The sequence below is a fragment of the Salimicrobium flavidum genome (assembly GCF_900156645.1).
GTDB classification, from domain to species: domain Bacteria; phylum Bacillota; class Bacilli; order Bacillales; family Halobacillaceae; genus Salimicrobium; species Salimicrobium flavidum.
This window is the reverse complement of record NZ_FTOC01000002.1, coordinates 343,319-360,664: the sequence shown is the minus strand read 5'-3', so window position 1 is coordinate 360,664 and position 17,346 is coordinate 343,319. Positions and strand designations below refer to the sequence as shown.

Below are 17,346 nucleotides of genomic sequence, written 5' to 3'. Positions count from 1 at the left end.
AAAGCCTCCCACCCGTTGTGGAAGGCTTCTCATTCCTTTATCTCTCCGGCTGATAACGCACTTGGAAAAAGTCGAGCTGTGCGGTTTCGTCGATGTCATCGACCTGGGTCAGACCATCCTCCCCTTCTGAGAGCTGATGATCGCCGTCTCCGTTGAAGGAAACGAAATAGTCCCCTTCGTTGTAGCGGTAGGAGACACCGTCGAATAATTCGTTATAATACACCTCATCCGGCTCCCCGAGCGCTGCCTGTACGTCAGCAAGGGTCGCGTCTGAGGAGTCTTCGGAGTCCGCGAACCAGGCGATGCTGTTTACGAGTTCATCCGCCTCATCATCATTCATGCCCTGGATGCCGAGATAGATATCTCCGTAACGTTCCCGCGGTCCTTCGATATAGACCTGCTCATCCGGATCGCCGTATTCGAGAGTCACCGTCGGGAAGTATTGCCCGAGCATCAGACGTGTATCGTAAAGCGCTCCACCCGCTTCGACTTCATCGAGGGCTTCCTGGCCGCCTTTCAGAAAGTCTTCCGGTCGATAATAACTGAGCTGCGTCTCTGCTTCATAGTCCGTATCTTCCACATTCATCGCATTGTACAGCATCGCCGAGAAATCCTGACGCTTGATCTCATCCCCTATACCGAAGTTATGGTTCGGATACCCCTCGGCCACTCCAAAGTGATAGACGGCATCGAGGTATTCTTTGAGTGACGTTTCGCTGCGGTCATCGAAATGGACCGTAGGTACTCCGTCTACCTGCAGTCCGTAGGCTTCGACGAGGACTTTCGCCATCTGTTCCCTCGTCAGCTCATCACGCGTACCGAATTCATCCGAACTATACCCTTCGAAAATCCCTTCTTCATATACCATATCTACGACTTCGTTGTACGCTTCCGGCACGTCGTCGAAATCATGACTGACCTCCCCGTCGAACTCTAGGTTCAGCGCCCGCTCGAGCATGAGCGCCGCTTCGATCCTCGTGAGCGATGCATCCGGCCGGAAGGTTCCGTCATCAAATCCGTTGACTACACCCTGCTGGTACAAAACGTTGATAGCCTGATAGTGCCCCATGTTTTCCGAAATATCAGGGAATGCTTCCGATGCGTTGTGATCATCCGCCTGCACACTCATCACCGACGTGGCGGCAAGTGCGCCGGTAAGTAATGCAGTTCGTTTTTTCATGAAAATTCCCTCCTTAATAAAAAAGTTTCCCATGATAAAACGCTTTCTAAACATGAATATACATATAAATATTTTTCTTTTCGAAAAAAAGCCTCCCACCCGATGTGGAAGGCTTTCCTTTACTGATTATTCCCGGTCATGACGAAGATCGAATACATCGACTTTCGCGGACTCATCGACCTCTTCGATGATGACTTCGCCACTGTCCTTCGTAGTCACCTGATGATCACCCTCTGCGGTGAAGGCTACAAAATAATCTCCGGCCTCATATTGATACGTGACACCGCCGAACAGATTATTGTTATAGATGTCATCCGGTTCCCCGAGTGCTGCTACGACCTCAGCGAGCGTCGAATCTGAAGTTTCCTCAGGCTCTGCAAACCAGGCGACACTGTCGACGAGCTCATCCGCCTCGTCATCGTTGGTGCCCTGAAGACCGAGGTAGATATTCCCGTATCTTTGAAGCGGCCCTTCGATGTTCACCTGTTCGTCAGGGTTTCCATATTCAAGGGTCACCGTCGGGAAGTATTGACCGAGCATCAGGCGCGTATCGTAAAGCGCTCCACCTGCTGCAACTTCATCGAGCGCTTCCTGACCACCTTTGAGGAAGTCGGCCGGCTGATAATATCTCAGCTGAGTCTGGGCCTGATATTCCGTGTCTTCGATGTTCATCGCGTTATACAGCATCGCGGAGAAATCCTGACGCTTGATTTCATCCCCTACACCGAAGTTATGGTTCGGATACCCGTTTGCCACACCGAAGTGATAAGCGGCATCGAGATATTCCTTGAGTGACGTTTCCGCGCGGTCATCAAAGTGGACGGTCGGTACTCCCTCTACTTCAAGACCATATGCTTCGACGAGGACCTTCGCCATCTGGTCCCTCGTCAGTTCATCGCGCGTCCCGAATTCGTCCGGGCCGTACCCTTCGAAAATCCCTTCTTCATACACCATATCGACGACTTCATTGTACGCTTCAGGTACATCGTCAAAATGGTGACTGACTTCGCCATCGAACTCGAGGTTCAGCGCGCTCTCAAGCATGAGCGCCGCTTCGATTCTCGTCAGTGAATCATTGGGACGGAAGGTGCCGTCATCAAACCCGCTCACGATGCCATTCTGATACAAAGCATCGATTGCCTGATAATGTCTCATGTCCTCCGATATGTCCGGAAATGCTTCCGACGCATTGTGATCATCCGCCTGCACACTCATGGCTGAAGTGGCGGCGAGTGCGCCTGTAAGTAGTAACGTTCTTTTTTTCATAAATAATTCCTCCTTACTAGGAACAAGTTCCCTGGGCAAAACTTTTTTAAAACGTTGAATTGTGATTCATTCTACACGTTTTCGGAAAAAGCCGCTGATTTTCACCGAAAGGTCGTCGAAATAGGTATAGACGACCGGGATGAGCACAAGGGTGAAAAAGCTGGAGACGGTAAGGCCGAAAATGATCGTCACCGCCAGCGGCTGCTGGGCTTCCGCTCCCTGGCCGATACCGAGGGCGAGCGGGACCATCCCGAGGACGGTGGTGACCGTCGTCATCAGAATCGGGCGAAGACGGTTCGGTCCCGCTTCTAAAATCGCGTCATACCTGCTGTAGGATCGCCGCCTCAGAATATTGATGTAGTCGACGAGGACGATGGCGTTGTTGACGACGATCCCGGCGAGCATGATCACCCCGACGAAAGCAGGCAGGCTGAGCGGCAGGCCGGTGATGAACAGGCCTCCGGCCACACCGACGACGGTCGCCGGCAAGCTGAACATGATGATGAACGGGAACAGGAAGTTCTCGAACTGTACGGCCATGACCGCATAGACGAGGAAGAGCGAAAACATCAGCGCGACGGACAAATCGCCGAACGCTTCTTCCATGTCCTGGGCCTGCCCGCCGACTTCATACGTGTAGCCTTCCGGGAAATTGAGCTGTTCGAGTTCTTCTTCCACATCAGCGGTGACACTGCCGAGGTCGCGTTCTCCGATGTCCGCGGTGACGTTGACCTGCGGCTGCTGATTTTCCCGGAGCAGGGTGACCGGTCCTTCGATCTGTTCAATCTCCGCAATCGAGGAAAGCGGAATCAATTCGCCGGTCGCACTCCGGATCGGCGCGCTCTCGAGATCGGCTACGCTTGAATTTTCATCGACCGGTGTGACGAGACGTACTTCAATCTCCTCCCCGTCTTCTCGATATCTCGTCGCCGTCTGGCCCTGGAACATAAGCTGCACGTCAGAGATCACCTGCTGTTCGGTGAGGCCGTAAGCACTCGCTTTGGACGGGTCGACATCGATATCGAGCTGCGGCTCGGAGTCTTCGGTGGAAGAGGAAGGAGCGACGATACCTTCGATGTCCTCGATCATGAAGACGACCTGATCGGCGAGTTCATTGAGCACTTCATTCTCCTGGCCGTTCAGCTGCACCTGGATCGGAGAACCGGTACCGAGCCCCGCCGACATTTCTGTCACTTCCACTTCGGCACCCACTACCGACTGGAGCTCAGCGTCGATGTCTTCCATCACTTCCCGGGTCGAGCGTTCCCTTTCCCCGGGGTCTATGAGCTGGATCGTGTAGCTGGCCCGGTCCGAGCTTCCTCCGGCAAGTCCCATTTCCCCGCTTCCGATCGACAGGTAGTGGACGTCGATGACATCTCCGAACCCTTCGAGTCGCTCGCTGATCGCCGAAGTCACTTTTTCCGTTTCCTGAAGGGCGGTGCCTCGTTCCAGGCTGACGTCGATTTCGATCTGTCCCTGGTCGGAGTCCGGAATGAACGAGGTCCCGATCAACGGGATGAGAGCGATACTCCCCGCAACGGCGAGGATGGTAGCGAAAACGGTCGTCTTACGGAATTTCAGCACCTTGCGGAGAACCCGCTGATAGCCGCGGTTCACTTTTCCAAGGAGATTATCGAACCAGTACCGCTTCCCGTCCTGCATCGCTTTGGTGAGAAGTTTCGACGACAGCATCGGAATGAGCGTGACCGAAACGGCAAGGGAGGCGATGAGGGCGAAGGAGATCGTGAGCGCGAGCGGCGTAAACAGCTCGGACGCGATCCCCTCCACCAGCATGATCGGCAAAAATACGACGAGGGTCGTGGTCGCCGAAGCGATGACGGCGGGTGCGAGCTCTGTCGCTCCCGTTTTCGAAGCTTCCTTCATCGAGTAGCCGAGCTGACGGTAGCGGACGATATTTTCGAGAATGACGATCGAACTGTCGACCATCATACCGATACCGAGCGCGAGCCCCCCCATCGTCAGGACGTTCAGCGTTTCACCGGTGAAATACATGAGGGTGAACGTCGAAATGATCGCGATCGGAATCGAAATCCCGATGACGAGCGTCGCGCGGATACTTTTCAGAAACAGAAGAAGTACGGCGATTGCGAACAGTCCACCGATGAGAATATTCATGATGACGCTGTTGATCGATACTTTGATGAATTCGGACGTATCGAGCACCGTCTCCATCTGTACATCGTCCGGCAGATCGGGCGCGACTTCTTCCATCGCGGCCCGGATGTTATCCGCCGTCTCCACCGTATTGGCGTCGGTCTTTTTGAGGGCGGACAGGACGACGGCCGTCTCATCGTTCACTTCGGAAACGGTGCCGGTATCCTCGATCCTTTTTTCCACGGTGGCGATCTGATCGAGCTTGAGCCGGTCGCCCGCCTCCGTCGTAATCACCGTATCCTTTATATCATCGACCGATTCGAATTCGCCGTTGACGCGGATGCGTATGTCTTTATCCCCTTTATCTACGGAACCGGCGGTCGCGGCCTGGTTCGAGGCGTTCAGCGTCTGGACGATCGACTGGGCATCGAGGCCGAGGCCCGCCAGTTCGGCCCGGTCGATTTCAATCTGCACCTCTTCCGTGCGGCCGCCTTCGATGGAAATGGAAGCTACCCCGCCCTGTCGCTCCAGGTAGGGGACGAGCTGGTCTTCAGCGATCTGCTGAAGTTCCTGCGGCGTATCGCCGGAGAGACCGATCGTCATGATCGGCAGCGCCTGCGGATCGAAGCGTAGCACATTCGGCTCTCCGGCATTTTCCGGGAGTACGCCTGAGACCTGGGACACCGCTTCCCTCACCTCAAGCAAAGCACTGTCGAGGTCGACCCCGGTCGAGAACTGCATGAAAATGAGTGAAGCGCCCTGTTGGGACTGGGACTGGAGCACTTCGAGTCCTTCGAGGGAGCTGACCGCTCCTTCCACTGGCCGGCTGACGAGCTGTTCCACATCCTGCGGTGCCGCTTCCTCATACGTCGTCGATACGACAGCGACCGGGAGATCGATATCCGGATACAGATCGATCGTCAGGTTGCGGAGCGAGACGAAACCGAGGGCGATAATCGCCGCAACGATCATGATGACACCGACGGGACGGTTGATGGACGTCTGGATGAGCTTCATTTATCCGTCCTCCCCGATGACGGTGATAGCGGCTCCGTCCGTGAGTGTGATCTGACCCGAGGTGACGATATTCTCCCCCGCGCTCAGATCTCCGGTGACAGCCGATTCGTCACTCTGGGAAGCTTCGATGGTGACCGGGGTCTCTACAGCTGTATCGTCCTCCACCTTGTAGACGTACGTCTTTCCCGCATTTTCGACCAGCGCCTCTGTCGGGACGATCATCGTGTTTTCGACGACCGTCTCCGGCAGCAGCATCGTGGCCGTCATCCCCGGTTTGATGACGTCGGAAGGATTATCGATTTCCGCTTCGACCCGGTACAAGCCCGTATCCCCGGGCACGGTGGACACATAGGTGAGGGTGGAGTTGTTCGGGTTCTTGAGTGCATCCATCGCCACCGGATACGTCTCTCCTTCCTCGAACAAAGGAAGCTGGTCTTCGGTAATCGAAGCAGTGATCAGAGCGGGATCGATGGAAACGATCGTTGCAAACGGCTGCTGATTCGTCACCATATCCCCGACGTTCCCTTGAAGGGAGGTCACGATTCCAGCGCGGGGGGAGGTGATCGTCGCCGCGGCCGCCTGACTCTCTGCCTGTTCCAGCTGGATTTCCGCCTGCTCGACCTGAAGGCGGGCCTGTTCGACACTCGCCTCTGCCTGATCGAGCTGCTGTTCAGCCTGGGACACTTGAGCTTCGAGCTCCTGCTCGGTTGGACTCAAAAACCCGTCTCCGGGTTCGTCCAGCTGCTCGCGGGCGTTCGCCAGAGCCGTTTCGGCATCATCACGCGCGCCGATAGCCTGATCGAGCTGTTGACGCGCCTGGGCCAGAGCATTTTCCTGGAGCTCGACCTGGCTGTCTCCCTGCTGCGGCTCGACTTCTGCAAGTGCATCTCCCCTCTCGACCCGGTCGCCTTCCTCGACGCCAATGAACGTGATTTCTCCCGGTGTCTCCGGCACGACTGCTGAAGTAGCGGCGGGTTCGGATTTTGCGATGATTTCCCGCTCGACGGTGAACGTCCCCTCTCTCACCTGGGCCGTTTCGACCGGTGTCACCCGTTCCGGTGCCTCTTCCTCCGGTTCATTGGAACAGGCGGCGAGCAGTACTAGCAGCAATGATAATATGAGTCCTTTTTTCATAACGGTGTGCTCCTTCACTTAAATGCTGAATTTTTTCAGAAAAAAAGCTGCCGCTTGCTAACGACAGCTCTGTTTTCTTTATAGCGTGGAGCCCAGCTGTGAAACAATGAGGTCCACTTTCTTCTCATCCGGAAGCTGATACTCTCCGAAACGCGCATCGAAATGTTCGAATACCGGCTGCATCTCCTCAAGACCGATGAGCGCCTGATACGTCTCATACATATGACGATACTGATCGATATAACGCTTCATTTTCTTGTAGAATCCGGAAAGGTGATAGGTGGAGGAGAAATCGAACGCTTTCGAAACCGCCGAATCATAGTGAGGGAAGGCCGGGTTGATCGCGTGCAGCATCGCTGTCGTAAGCGGGAACTGCAGCGTGTAGGCTCCCTTATGGTTCGGCACTTCGTAAAGTCGTTTCGTAATACGATAAATGTTCGGACGTATCTCCTCTCTTGCTTCTTCCATAGTCTGAAAATACGTATCTTTGAATTCCTGCGTCAGGCTCGGATTTTCAAGACGGAAAAAATGACGGAATACGAACTGGTACAGCCCATCTTCCGGCACGTATGTATTGTGATACATGCGGTTGGTGTACAGGTATACTTCCAATTTTTCTTCCGGAATACGATTGATCAGCTGTTCGTAATCGTCCAGTATCATTGATGTTAATTCTTCTGAATTTCGATATTTCATAGTTTCCTCACCCCGACTTAATATTTCGACCATCCTACTATTCCCCATTTTACAGAAGGTTATGTGTTTTTCCAATCTATTTAGAAAATTTACTCGTATCCGATAGTAAAGAAGAGGAGGGATTTCATGGATATTGCGGCAATGGCTACAGTAGCGAGCCAGGTGCAAGTCAAGCAGGATGCCGGCATCAAACTCATGGACAAAGCCATGGGTGATGCGGAACAGCAGGGCAACCAGACGGTTGAAATGCTGGAATCTTCCAAGGTGCAACACCCTGACCTCGGCAATTCCGTCGATGTGAAAGCATAGGACGGGTAAAGAGCTCCGCTTTTTTAAGCGGGGCTTTTTCTGTTTTGTGGTCTTTAGTTCAGTGAGGGGATTGCTTTTGAGGTGCTCACGGAGCTGGATGTGTCCTGAGCGCCTTATTTCTTTTCGTATTGCGGCGTTCAGAAGGCTGTCTCGAGCGTGAGCTCCTGATAACTTTAGTTTATCCCGAACTCGGACAGGTGCTCCCTCCGCGAACGCCGCATTCATGTATTCAGAAGGGGTTCTTGCTTTATCCGGTGCTCCGTACTCCGATTTTGGCCTGAGCACCTTTTTTCTTTTCGTATTGCGGCGTTCAGAAGGCTACCTCGGGCGTGAGCACCTGATAACTTCCTATTATCCCGAACTCGACCAGGCTTTCTCTCCGCGAACGCCGCATAATACATTCATATGCCCTGGCCTCCCCGCAAAAACGGGGAGGCGTTTGTTAGTTCAGTGCGCTTTCCTTCTGGACCTGACTCCGAAGCTTTATACCGTGCTCACGGAAAGAAATGTGGTCCGAGCACCTCATTTCTTTCCGTATTGCGGCGTTCAGAAGGCTACCTCGGATCTGAGCACCTGATAACTTCCTATTATCCCGTACTCGACCAGGCTTTCTCTCCGCGAACGCCGCATAATGCATTCATATGCCCTGGCCTCCCCGCAAAAACGGGGAGGCGTTTGTTAGTTCAGTGCGCTTTCCTTCTGGACCTGACTCCGAAGCTTTATACCGTGCTCACGGAACTGAATGTGGTCCGAGCACTTCATTTCTTTTCGTATTGCGGCGTTCAGAAGGCTACCTCGGATCTGAGCACCTGATAACTTCCTATTATCCCGAACTCGACCAGGCTTTCTCTCCGCAAACGCCGCATAGGGAAATCAATTTTTCACTTAGGAGAGCACACCTTTCAAAGGAAAATTAAGCAAATTATTCGGTAAAAGGGTATAATGATGTAGATAATAGAGAAAGGATGATGTGTATTGATCAAAAAAGACCGCCAACCCCCATCACTCCTCCGAATTTTGGAAAGTCTGGAACGAAGAAAAACACTCACTGAAGAAGAGATGAACCTCAAAAACCGTCTTGCTAAAGGATGGAGAGGGGAAAAGTTGTTTGATGAAATGCTGGAAGTGCTCCCGGATCACATTCTGATACTTAATGATCTGCTACTCACGTATGGTGGCACCACTTTTCAAATCGACACTCTCGTGATCGATAGCGAAACGATTCACTTATATGAAATCAAGTATTATGAAGGAAACTATTTGTATGAAAATGAAGATTTTCATCTCGCTTCTGGAAAAGTGATACTCAACCCCCTCCATCAACTGGCCAGAACAAGGACACTACTAGCACAACTACTCGAAGACCGCGGGTTCCCCCTCCCCATCCAGGCGCACATCATTTTCCCCAACCCTCACTTCTTTCTATACCAGGCACCCAAGATCAAAGAATTCATCTTTCTCTCCCAATGGGAAAAACACATCAATAAGCTGATGGAAAACCTCTCCCCTGTTGCTGATCAAACCTATAAACTGGCCGATTTATTATGCTCTCTCCATAAGACCGACTACTCCTCTCCTGAAGTTCCGACCTTTCACTACAATCAACTTAAAAAAGAGCTATTCTGCCCTTATTGTTCCGGTATTGTGCAACCGGAATTCAGAACGTTCCATTGCATCAAATGTGGAGGCCGTTCCAGTTCTGAAGCATTTATCCTCCATGCTGTTGAAGAATTCCATCTGCTTTTTCCGGAAAAACGTGTCACCACTTCACAAATCCATGACTGGTGCCAGGGAAAGGTTTCAAAGGATCGTATTCTGCGAGTGTTGTCTAAGCGCTTTGAAATAGTAGGAACGAAAAGAGGCACACATTATATTAAAAATTAAGCAGTGTTAGGCGCTCAGGGTTTTATCTGAGCGCCTTATTTCTTTTCGTATTGCGGCGTTCGAGTGGTCAACTTGGGTGTGAGCACCTGATAACTTTTTGTTATCCCGTACTCGGACAGATGCTCCCTCTGCTAACGCTGCATAATGCATTCATATGCTTTGGCCTCCTCGCAAAAACGGGGAGGCGTTTGTTAGTTCAGAGAGCTTTCCTAGGATCTTACTCCGAAGATTTTTACCGTGTTCAGAACTCCAATTGTGGCCTGAGCACCTCATTTCTTTTTGTATTGCGGCGTTCAGAAGGCTACCTCGGGCGTGAGCACCTGATAACTTCCTATTATCCCGAACTCGGACACGCTCTCCTTCTGCGAACGCCGCATAATGCATTCATATGCTTTGGCCTCCTCGCAAAAACGGGGAGGCGTTTGTTAGTTCAGAGAGCTTTCCTAGGATCTTACTCCGAAGATTTTTACCGTGTTCAGAACTCCAATTGTGGCCTGAGCACCTCATTTCTTTTTGTATTGCGGCGTTCAGAAGGCTACCTCGGGCGTGAGCACCTGATAACTTCCTATTATCCCGAACTCGGACACGCTCTCCTTCTGCGAACGCCGCATAATGCATTCATATGCCCTGGCCTCCCCGCAAAAACGGGGAGGCGTTTGTTGGTTCAGAGAGCTTTCCTGGATCTTACTACGAAGATTTTTACCGTGTTCAAAACTCAGATTGTGTCCTGAGCACCTCATTTCTTTTTGTATTGCGGCGTTCAAAAGGCTTTATCGGGCGTGAGCACCTGATAACTTCCTATTATCCCGAACTCGGACACGCTCTCCTTCTGCGAACGCCGCATAATGCATCCATATGCTTTGGCCTCCCCGCAAAAACGGGGAGGCGTTTGTTGGTTCAGAAAGGTTTCCTGGATCTTACTCCGAAGATTTTTACCGTGTTCAGAACTCCAATTGTGGCCTGAGCACCTCTTTTCTTTTCGTATTGCGGCGTTCAGAAGGCTACCTCGGGCGTGAGCACCTGATAACTTCCTATTATCCCGAACTCGGACACGCTCTCCTCCTGCGAACGCCGCATAATGCATTCATATGCCCTGGCCTCCCCGCAAAAACGGGGAGGCGTTTGTTAGTTCAGAGAGCTTTCCTGGATCTTACTCCGAAGATTTTTACCGTGTTCAGAACTCCAATTGTGTCCTGAGCACCTCATTTCTTTTTGTATTGCGGCGTTCAGAAGGCTACCTCGGGCGTGAGCACCTGATAACTTCCTATTATCCCGAACTCGGACAGATGCTCCCTCTGCGAACGCCGCATAATGCATTCAATGATCTTCCGAGCACAACAAAAAAAGCGACCTTCTCATAAAAATGAGAAAATCGCTTCTCTGAGTCCAGTTATTTAAGCGCGAACATGATTTCCGCTTCGCATGCAGTCTCTCCATCGACCGATGCGACCGCTTTTCCTTTACCCATCGGGCCTTTGAGGCGGACGATTTCCACCTCGAGCTTCAGCCGATCTCCAGGAACGACCTGGCGCTTGAAACGACATTTATCGATACCTGTGAAGAAGGCGAGTTTGCCCTGATTCTCTTCTTTTTTCAGCATAGCGACGGCGCCGGTCTGTGCCAGGGCTTCGGTGATCAGCACGCCGGGCATCACCGGGTAATCCGGGAAGTGACCTTGGAAATACGGTTCGTTGATGGTCACGTTTTTGTAAGCGACAGCACGCTCCCCTTCCACAAGTTCCTCGACTTCATCGATCAGAAGGAACGGATAGCGGTGGGGGATGATTTCTTTGATTTGATTGATATCAAGCATATGTACACTCTCCTTTTTGTCCATTATAAATTGCATTGTGCCGGAAGCAAAATGGGTTTACTTTTCTTAATAAAGAGGGAATACCTGTAAGAGAAGGAGGTGGAAACCTATGTTGTGGACGATAATCATTATACTACTCATTCTATGGCTCATCGGTTTCGTTATCGACCTTGGTGCTATCATTCATTTACTCGTCATTGCAGCCATCGTTCTGATAGTGATCCGTCTCATTCAGATGGTCATAGGAAAAAGGTAGAGCAGAGTGATGTCACTCTGCTCCTGCCCCAGTCATGATATCGATGATATGTTCCCAAATCGACCAGTCGAACACTCCGAATGGATTCCCTCCACCAAGCACTCCATAACCGATCATCAACCCGATAGCGAGCGCCAAGATGCTCAAAAACAGGACAATGATAATACGCAGCCAGATCGGCAGCGCTCTGCGGCGGTGCTTATCTTTACGTGTATTCACTTCTTCGGACTGGGATACTTTCTTCTTTTTCGGTTTATTTTTAGAATCCGTTGCCATTCTTAAATCTCCTTATGTTCAGGACCGTAACTGATTGACGAGTCCCATCATTTCATCCGATGTTGAGAGCGACCTGGCGTTGAACTGATAGGCGCGCTGCATAGTCATCATTTCGGTCATCTGCTGCCCTATATCGACGTTCGATGCCTCGAGCGTCCCGCTTTGCATGGAGCGGTCTTCCTCCGCTACGAACGCAAGAATCTCGTCTGCATCAAAACCGAGTTCTTCTGTGTCAGGCAGACGGAACCGATTGCCTCCGACCGCTTCGAGCATACGCGGACGGACGGCTTCGATCACATCAAGCTGAGCTTCTACTTCCTGTTCCCCATCCCGGGTCACGAGAAAAGAGCCGTCTTCCCGGATGTCCACCCCTTCGAAGTTCTCTTCAATCAGAATCTCTTCCCCGTCGTTTCCGAGCACCGGATGTCCCTCGCTCGTTGTCAGCAGCAGCTGGTTATCTTCCACCGGAGAAAAGTAAAAATTGCCCGCCCGCGTGTACTGCGTTTCCGGACCGTTCTGCGTCGATACCTGCACCTGGAACATATGACGGTCCTCAAGGAGCGCGACGTCCAGCTCACGACCGGTCGTCTGCAGGTCTCCCTGGCTCAGGTCGAGATTCGTGTGACCGATACGCGCTCCGGAGCCGAGCCGGATGCCGTCTGGTGTCTGGCGACCGATTGCCGCTTCGTCATCCTTGAGGTTATCGATATTCTGGATGAGCAGCGACGTGAAGTCGGCCTGTCGCGTTTTGTACCCGGTGGTATTCGTGTTGGAAAGGTTGTTTCCGATCAGGTTCAGCTTCTGCTGGACCTGGCCCATCGTAACGGCGGACTGCATCATTGAACGATTCACCATAATCTCACCCTTTCTTTACGGTTATGGGTCTATCATTTCCTCACTTGCAGCGAGGGAACTTTTTTTATTATTTCATAGCACTTCTTCTTATTATACAGCTTACGCCGGTGATTCTAAATGGTCGTTTCGCTTTACTTTACTAGGGAGTGGCATCCAGAACTATACGGAAACGTTCATCCGAAGCCAGGCCCGTCCACTTATGATAAAGCTTCTAAGCAGGAGAACTTCACTTTTCTTATCTAGCTACACCATCCAGAAGCCCCTGGCCTAAGCAGTGATTTCTTTTTCGGAAACGATCATCCGAAAAGAGAACCCCCTGCTTAGGCCAAAGCTTCTAAACGGGATGGCTCCGCTTTTATTATTGCAGTCTGCCTATTTCCGTTACAGCCGTCTGCATATTCTGGTCATAGGCCCGCATGACACGCTGGTTCAGTTCAAAGGAGCGGTAGTTGTTCATCATTTCGGTCATAGTGGCCTGAGCATCGACATTCGACCGCTCAAGCATCCCCTGCTGCATTTGGAAGTTCACTCCATCCACATCCCGAGCGTCTTCGGCAACAGCGTCCTCACCCGGTGCGAACAGGTCATCTCCCTGTTTGATGAATTCGGAAGCATCCGGGGTGTACGTCACACCGAGAAGTTGTTCTTCTTCTCCGATTTCAATCGTTCCGTCTTCCCGGACATTGAACTCCATGCCGCCGGTCTGAATCGGGTCTCCCTCTTCGTTCAGAACGTAATACCCGTTATTGGAGGTCAGGAAGCCTTCCCCGTCGACGGTGAAATTACCGTTTCTCGTATAACGTTCCTCTCCGTCCTGATTCTGCACATTGAAGAACGTGAATCCCTGTTCATCCGGTACGTCTCCCTGCACAAGGGCCACATCCGTCGTGTTGCCTGTATCCCTGACATCCCCCTGTTCGAAGGAAGGTATCGTCTCCTGCAGGTACATCCCTGTACTCATCGATCCGATCTGGCGGTCCATCGGTATATTCAGACCCCGGCGTGTCGGAATCGACTTCGAGCCCATTTCCTGGATGAGCATTTCCGGGAAAGCCCGTTTGACGCCCTGGTCCTGTTTGTACCCAGGTGTATTCGCATTGGAAATGTTGTTCGAGAGTGTTTCCTGGTAACGCTGATTGGCGACCATCGCTGATGCAGACGTGTAAAATCCTCGCAGCACGTGCTACCCCTCCATTTTTAACTGATTTTGTTCTTTTTATTGATTCTGTCGATATTCTCGAGCATGATGCCGGTTCCTTTGGCTACGCAGTCCATCGGGTCCTCCGAGACGAAAACGGGTACTTTCAGTTCCTCGGCGAGAAGCTGATCGACACCGTGAAGCATCGCTCCTCCGCCGGTAAGGATCACACCACGGTCGATGATGTCCGCGGAGAGTTCCGGCGGGGTCTGTTCCAATACGTATTTGGCGGCCTGGATGATCACCTGTACAGATTCCTTCACCGCACCCTCGATTTCTTCGGAATTGACCGCAATTGTCCGAGGTAACCCTGACACCATATCACGGCCCCGGATCTCGATTTCTTCTTCCCGTCCCTGTGGAGCTACGGTAGCGACATTCATTTTGATGTCTTCCGCCGTGCGTTCTCCGATCAACAGTTTGTATTCTTTTTTGATATAGCTGAGAATGTCGGAATCGAAACGGTTTCCGGCCATTTTGATCGACTGGGCGGTCACGATGTCCCCCATCGACAGGACCGCGACATCCGTCGTTCCGCCTCCGATATCGACGACCATATTACCGCTCGGCTGGAAAATATCCATACCGGAACCGATCGCAGCCACTTTCGGTTCTTCTTCGAGGTACACTTTTTTGCCGCCGGACTTCTCCGCCGCTTCCCGAATCGCTTTCTGTTCCACTTTCGTGATGTTCGTCGGGCAGCAGATTAGCATGCGGGGCTTCGACATGAAGCCTTTCGCGTTGATTTTTTCGATGAAGTGCTTGAGCATCGTTTCTGTAATGTCAAAATCCGCAATGACACCGTCTCTCAAGGGGCGGACCGCTTCGATATTGCCCGGCGTACGTCCGACCATACGGCGGGCTTCCTCCCCGACTTCCAGTACCTTCCCTGAATTCCTGTCCATCGCTACAACAGAAGGTTCGTTGAGAACGATCCCTTTTCCTTTTACGTGTATAAGTACGTTGGCTGTGCCTAAGTCAATCCCTATGTCTCTTGCAAACATGATTAAAAGATCCTCCCTAAATTTGAATCGAACAGAATTATTTTCCACCATTATTCGGGTCGGCTCTGTACGCTCTGCAGGGTCCAGCCACCCACACATCAACAGCATACATTCACAGAGCCAATCAATCGTTAAACATAAATTCCTTGGTTTTCATTAAAATGAACGCATCTAATTCATTATTTTATCACATGATGGAGAAATTCGTCTCATTTTTCAGGAAAAAACCCGTCTCTTCTTCTCCTAGAAGGCTAGGCTTTTTCTCCTTCCTATTCTTTATCATCGTAGTTCTTTCGATTTCCCGGGGGCGGGTGCGAGCCCAAAGAAAAAAGCACCGCCCGGGTGGCGATGCTCTCTTCGTATAATAATTTATGATGTTGATAAGGACTCCCGCGTCTGTTCCTGTTCTTCTTTGACACGCTCAATATCAGCGCCAAGGTCGGCGAGTTTCTCCGTGAATTTCACATACCCGCGATCGATGTGGCGAAGTTCTGTGACGCGAGTGTACCCTTCGGCTACAAGACCAGCCAGTACAAGTGCTGCTCCGGCACGAAGGTCTGTCGCTTCCACTTCAGCTCCCTGAAGATTAGAAGGACCCTCGACGACGACACTCCGATTATCGATACGAAGGTTCGCGTTCATACGGCGGAATTCCTCCACGTGCATGAAGCGATTTTCAAAGACGGTTTCCGTAATGACGCTCGTCCCTTCCGCCCGAAGCATAAGCGCCATCATCTGCGACTGCATGTCTGTCGGGAAGCCGGGGTGCGGCATCGTTTTGATATCTGTCGCCTTCAGTCGATCAGGACCGATGATGCGCAGTCCATCCCCTTCTTCTTCGACGGAAACACCCATCTCCTGCATTTTCGAAATGACGGCACGGAGATGTTCCGCTTCGGCGCGTTCGAGCAATACGTTACCACCGGTGATCGCAGCGGCTACCATGAAGGTGCCGGCTTCGACTCTATCCGGGATGATCGTATGCTCTGCGCCGTAAAGCTTTTCGACACCGATGATTTTGATTGTTTCTGTACCGGCGCCGATGACCTTCGCACCCATTTTGTTCAAGTAATTTGCTAAATCAATGATTTCCGGCTCTTTCGCAGCATTCTCGAGAATCGTCTTGCCATCTGCGAGTGCTGCTGCCATAACCAGATTTTCGGTCGCTCCTACGCTAGGGAAATCAAGGTAGATTTTCGCACCCTTGAGACGGCCATCCGTCGTAGCTTCAATGTAGCCGTCACCGACGGTTACATCAGCGCCCATCGCTTCAAAGCCTTTCAGGTGCTGGTCGATCGGGCGGGACCCGATTGCACATCCACCGGGCAGAGCGACTTTCGCGTGTCCATAGCGGGCCAAAAGTGGTCCCAGTACGAGCACGGAAGCACGCATTTTACGTACATATTCAAAAGGCGCCTCTGTTTTCAAAGGCTGAGTTGCATCTACAGTAACCGTGTTTCCATTTGTAGTCACGTCCGCATTCATATGCGAGATGACCTGGTTGATGGTCGTTACATCCGCCAGCTCCGGGACTTCATGGAGTACACTTTTACCTTCACTTGCTAAGATACTTGCTGTAATGACGGGAAGAACGGCATTCTTCGCACCTTCGACTTTCACGGTGCCGTTCAGTTTCCCTCCACCACGGACAATGATTTTTTCCACCATTCATTCTCCTCTACGTCCAGATTCTTTTACTATCATATTCAATCTCCATTGATTACATCCATAAGGTCAACACTGCATCTTCATTTGATTACTTCGTTACTTTCTTTACACAATAAAACAACATCCATCATACCACCATAATGTACTAATCGACAAGGGATAAATGGGGGATTTTAGAATCCGAGGTCTCGAATCTACATATTTTCCCCAAAAGTTGCTTCATGTACCTTTTTCCCGAGCACATTTAATCATAAACGCTTTTCTCCGTTAAAATAAGTAGATAAGACTATTGGACCATGACAGGAAATCCAGAAAGAACCTGCTCACTGTCGTACCGATCGCAATCGTCAGGAATATGACGAGTATCCGTGCCTCGAACACTTTCCCTTTACGGAATAAACCATCGAGGTTTACAGCCTGAAGTGCGTACCAGGTGATTACGATGAATACGAGATGACTCGTCATACTCATCAATGCATCCTGGACAAAAAAATCTTCCATCGTGCTTCCTCCTTCGGCATTTCCCGGGAAATATTATAGCATTCGGGAAATGTTCGTCTTTTACAGGGGTTGGGACGTAATTCATATGAGAATGGACATAAAAAATAATTGTCCGGGCTGTCAGTGCAGTATCGAGAAGAATCTTCCCCTCTTCGGCTCTTTTGCTCAACCCAC

At 51.4% G+C, this 17,346-nt stretch carries 15 protein-coding genes; 3 read left to right on the top strand and 12 right to left on the bottom strand.

Going from position 1 to position 17,346, the window contains the following annotated elements; genetic code table 11:
* Positions 1 to 37: 37 nt before the first annotated feature.
* The 5 genes from BW944_RS04995 to BW944_RS04975 form a co-directional block, all read right to left on the bottom strand.
* Positions 38 to 1,180 (bottom strand): S-layer homology domain-containing protein, encoded by a 1,143-nt coding sequence (locus tag BW944_RS04995; RefSeq protein ID WP_076557336.1) that lies wholly within the window; start codon positions 1,178 to 1,180, stop codon positions 38 to 40.
* 126 nt (positions 1,181 to 1,306) lie between these two features.
* Positions 1,307 to 2,446, bottom strand: a complete 1,140-nt coding sequence (locus BW944_RS04990; protein ID WP_076557334.1) for an S-layer homology domain-containing protein — start codon at positions 2,444 to 2,446, stop codon at positions 1,307 to 1,309.
* Positions 2,447 to 2,512: 66 nt separating this feature from the next.
* Complete coding sequence (locus BW944_RS04985) at positions 2,513 to 5,578, bottom strand: efflux RND transporter permease subunit (RefSeq protein ID WP_076557332.1); 3,066 nt, start codon at positions 5,576 to 5,578, stop codon at positions 2,513 to 2,515.
* Entirely contained in the window at positions 5,579 to 6,712 is a 1,134-nt protein-coding gene (locus tag BW944_RS04980) for an efflux RND transporter periplasmic adaptor subunit (RefSeq protein ID WP_076557331.1), read from the bottom strand.
* Between the two features lie 78 nt (positions 6,713 to 6,790).
* Positions 6,791 to 7,408, bottom strand: a complete 618-nt coding sequence (locus tag BW944_RS04975) for a hypothetical protein (protein ID WP_076557435.1) — start codon at positions 7,406 to 7,408, stop codon at positions 6,791 to 6,793.
* Between the two features lie 126 nt (positions 7,409 to 7,534).
* On the opposite strand from BW944_RS04975, the gene BW944_RS04970 reads away from it, so the two are divergent.
* Together BW944_RS04970 and BW944_RS04955 are read left to right on the top strand one after the other, a co-directional pair.
* The gene (locus tag BW944_RS04970; RefSeq protein WP_076557330.1) at positions 7,535 to 7,717 is read left to right on the top strand and encodes a YjfB family protein; all 183 of its coding nucleotides are present in this window, start codon (positions 7,535 to 7,537) and stop codon (positions 7,715 to 7,717) included.
* Between the two features lie 975 nt (positions 7,718 to 8,692).
* The gene (locus BW944_RS04955) at positions 8,693 to 9,601 is read left to right on the top strand and encodes a nuclease-related domain-containing protein (protein WP_076557327.1); all 909 of its coding nucleotides are present in this window, start codon (positions 8,693 to 8,695) and stop codon (positions 9,599 to 9,601) included.
* 1,390 nt (positions 9,602 to 10,991) lie between these two features.
* On the opposite strand, the gene fabZ is transcribed toward BW944_RS04955, so the two are convergent.
* Entirely contained in the window at positions 10,992 to 11,414 is a 423-nt protein-coding gene (gene fabZ / locus BW944_RS04935; protein ID WP_076557322.1) for a 3-hydroxyacyl-ACP dehydratase FabZ, read from the bottom strand.
* A 109-nt stretch (positions 11,415 to 11,523) separates the two neighbouring features.
* Between fabZ and BW944_RS14830 the strand changes: the two genes are divergently transcribed.
* Positions 11,524 to 11,670 (top strand): lmo0937 family membrane protein, encoded by a 147-nt coding sequence (locus BW944_RS14830; protein ID WP_143525647.1) that lies wholly within the window; start codon positions 11,524 to 11,526, stop codon positions 11,668 to 11,670.
* A gap of 12 nt (positions 11,671 to 11,682) precedes the next feature.
* Here the strand turns inward: BW944_RS14830 and BW944_RS04930 are convergent, their stop codons facing one another.
* The 6 genes from BW944_RS04930 to BW944_RS04905 all read right to left on the bottom strand — a co-directional run bounded on the left by BW944_RS04930 (position 11,683) and on the right by BW944_RS04905 (position 17,172).
* A complete protein-coding gene (locus BW944_RS04930) occupies positions 11,683 to 11,946 on the bottom strand; it encodes a DNA-directed RNA polymerase subunit beta (RefSeq protein WP_076557316.1) in 264 nt (87 codons plus the stop codon).
* Between the two features lie 18 nt (positions 11,947 to 11,964).
* Entirely contained in the window at positions 11,965 to 12,801 is an 837-nt protein-coding gene (locus BW944_RS04925) for a flagellar hook-basal body protein (protein ID WP_200806494.1), read from the bottom strand.
* A gap of 358 nt (positions 12,802 to 13,159) precedes the next feature.
* Positions 13,160 to 13,981 (bottom strand): flagellar hook-basal body protein, encoded by an 822-nt coding sequence (locus BW944_RS04920; protein WP_076557314.1) that lies wholly within the window; start codon positions 13,979 to 13,981, stop codon positions 13,160 to 13,162.
* A 17-nt stretch (positions 13,982 to 13,998) separates the two neighbouring features.
* Entirely contained in the window at positions 13,999 to 15,003 is a 1,005-nt protein-coding gene (gene mreB, locus BW944_RS04915) for a rod shape-determining protein (protein WP_076557312.1), read from the bottom strand.
* A 369-nt stretch (positions 15,004 to 15,372) separates the two neighbouring features.
* Positions 15,373 to 16,668: a UDP-N-acetylglucosamine 1-carboxyvinyltransferase gene (gene murA, locus BW944_RS04910; RefSeq protein ID WP_076557432.1), complete on the bottom strand. Its 1,296-nt coding sequence runs from the start codon at positions 16,666 to 16,668 to the stop codon at positions 15,373 to 15,375.
* Positions 16,669 to 16,938: 270 nt separating this feature from the next.
* On the bottom strand, positions 16,939 to 17,172 hold the full coding sequence (locus BW944_RS04905) for a DUF1146 family protein (protein ID WP_076557311.1): 234 nt from the start codon (positions 17,170 to 17,172) through the stop codon (positions 16,939 to 16,941).
* Positions 17,173 to 17,346 lie beyond the last annotated feature (174 nt).

Excerpts from the sequence above, each read along its gene's own strand:
- BW944_RS04995 (WP_076557336.1), bottom strand. The coding sequence starts at position 1,180 with ATGAAAAAACGAACTGCATTACTTACCGGCGCACTTGCCGCCACGTCG.
- BW944_RS04990 (WP_076557334.1), bottom strand. The coding sequence starts at position 2,446 with ATGAAAAAAAGAACGTTACTACTTACAGGCGCACTCGCCGCCACTTCA.
- BW944_RS04985 (WP_076557332.1), bottom strand. The coding sequence starts at position 5,578 with ATGAAGCTCATCCAGACGTCCATCAACCGTCCCGTCGGTGTCATCATG.
- BW944_RS04980 (WP_076557331.1), bottom strand. The coding sequence starts at position 6,712 with ATGAAAAAAGGACTCATATTATCATTGCTGCTAGTACTGCTCGCCGCC.
- BW944_RS04975 (WP_076557435.1), bottom strand. The coding sequence starts at position 7,408 with ATGAAATATCGAAATTCAGAAGAATTAACATCAATGATACTGGACGAT.
- BW944_RS04970 (WP_076557330.1), top strand. The coding sequence starts at position 7,535 with ATGGATATTGCGGCAATGGCTACAGTAGCGAGCCAGGTGCAAGTCAAG.
- fabZ (WP_076557322.1), bottom strand. The coding sequence starts at position 11,414 with ATGCTTGATATCAATCAAATCAAAGAAATCATCCCCCACCGCTATCCG.
- BW944_RS14830 (WP_143525647.1), top strand. The coding sequence starts at position 11,524 with ATGTTGTGGACGATAATCATTATACTACTCATTCTATGGCTCATCGGT.
- BW944_RS04930 (WP_076557316.1), bottom strand. The coding sequence starts at position 11,946 with ATGGCAACGGATTCTAAAAATAAACCGAAAAAGAAGAAAGTATCCCAG.
- BW944_RS04925 (WP_200806494.1), bottom strand. The coding sequence starts at position 12,801 with ATGGTGAATCGTTCAATGATGCAGTCCGCCGTTACGATGGGCCAGGTC.
- mreB (WP_076557312.1), bottom strand. The coding sequence starts at position 15,003 with ATGTTTGCAAGAGACATAGGGATTGACTTAGGCACAGCCAACGTACTT.
- BW944_RS04905 (WP_076557311.1), bottom strand. The coding sequence starts at position 17,172 with ATGGAAGATTTTTTTGTCCAGGATGCATTGATGAGTATGACGAGTCAT.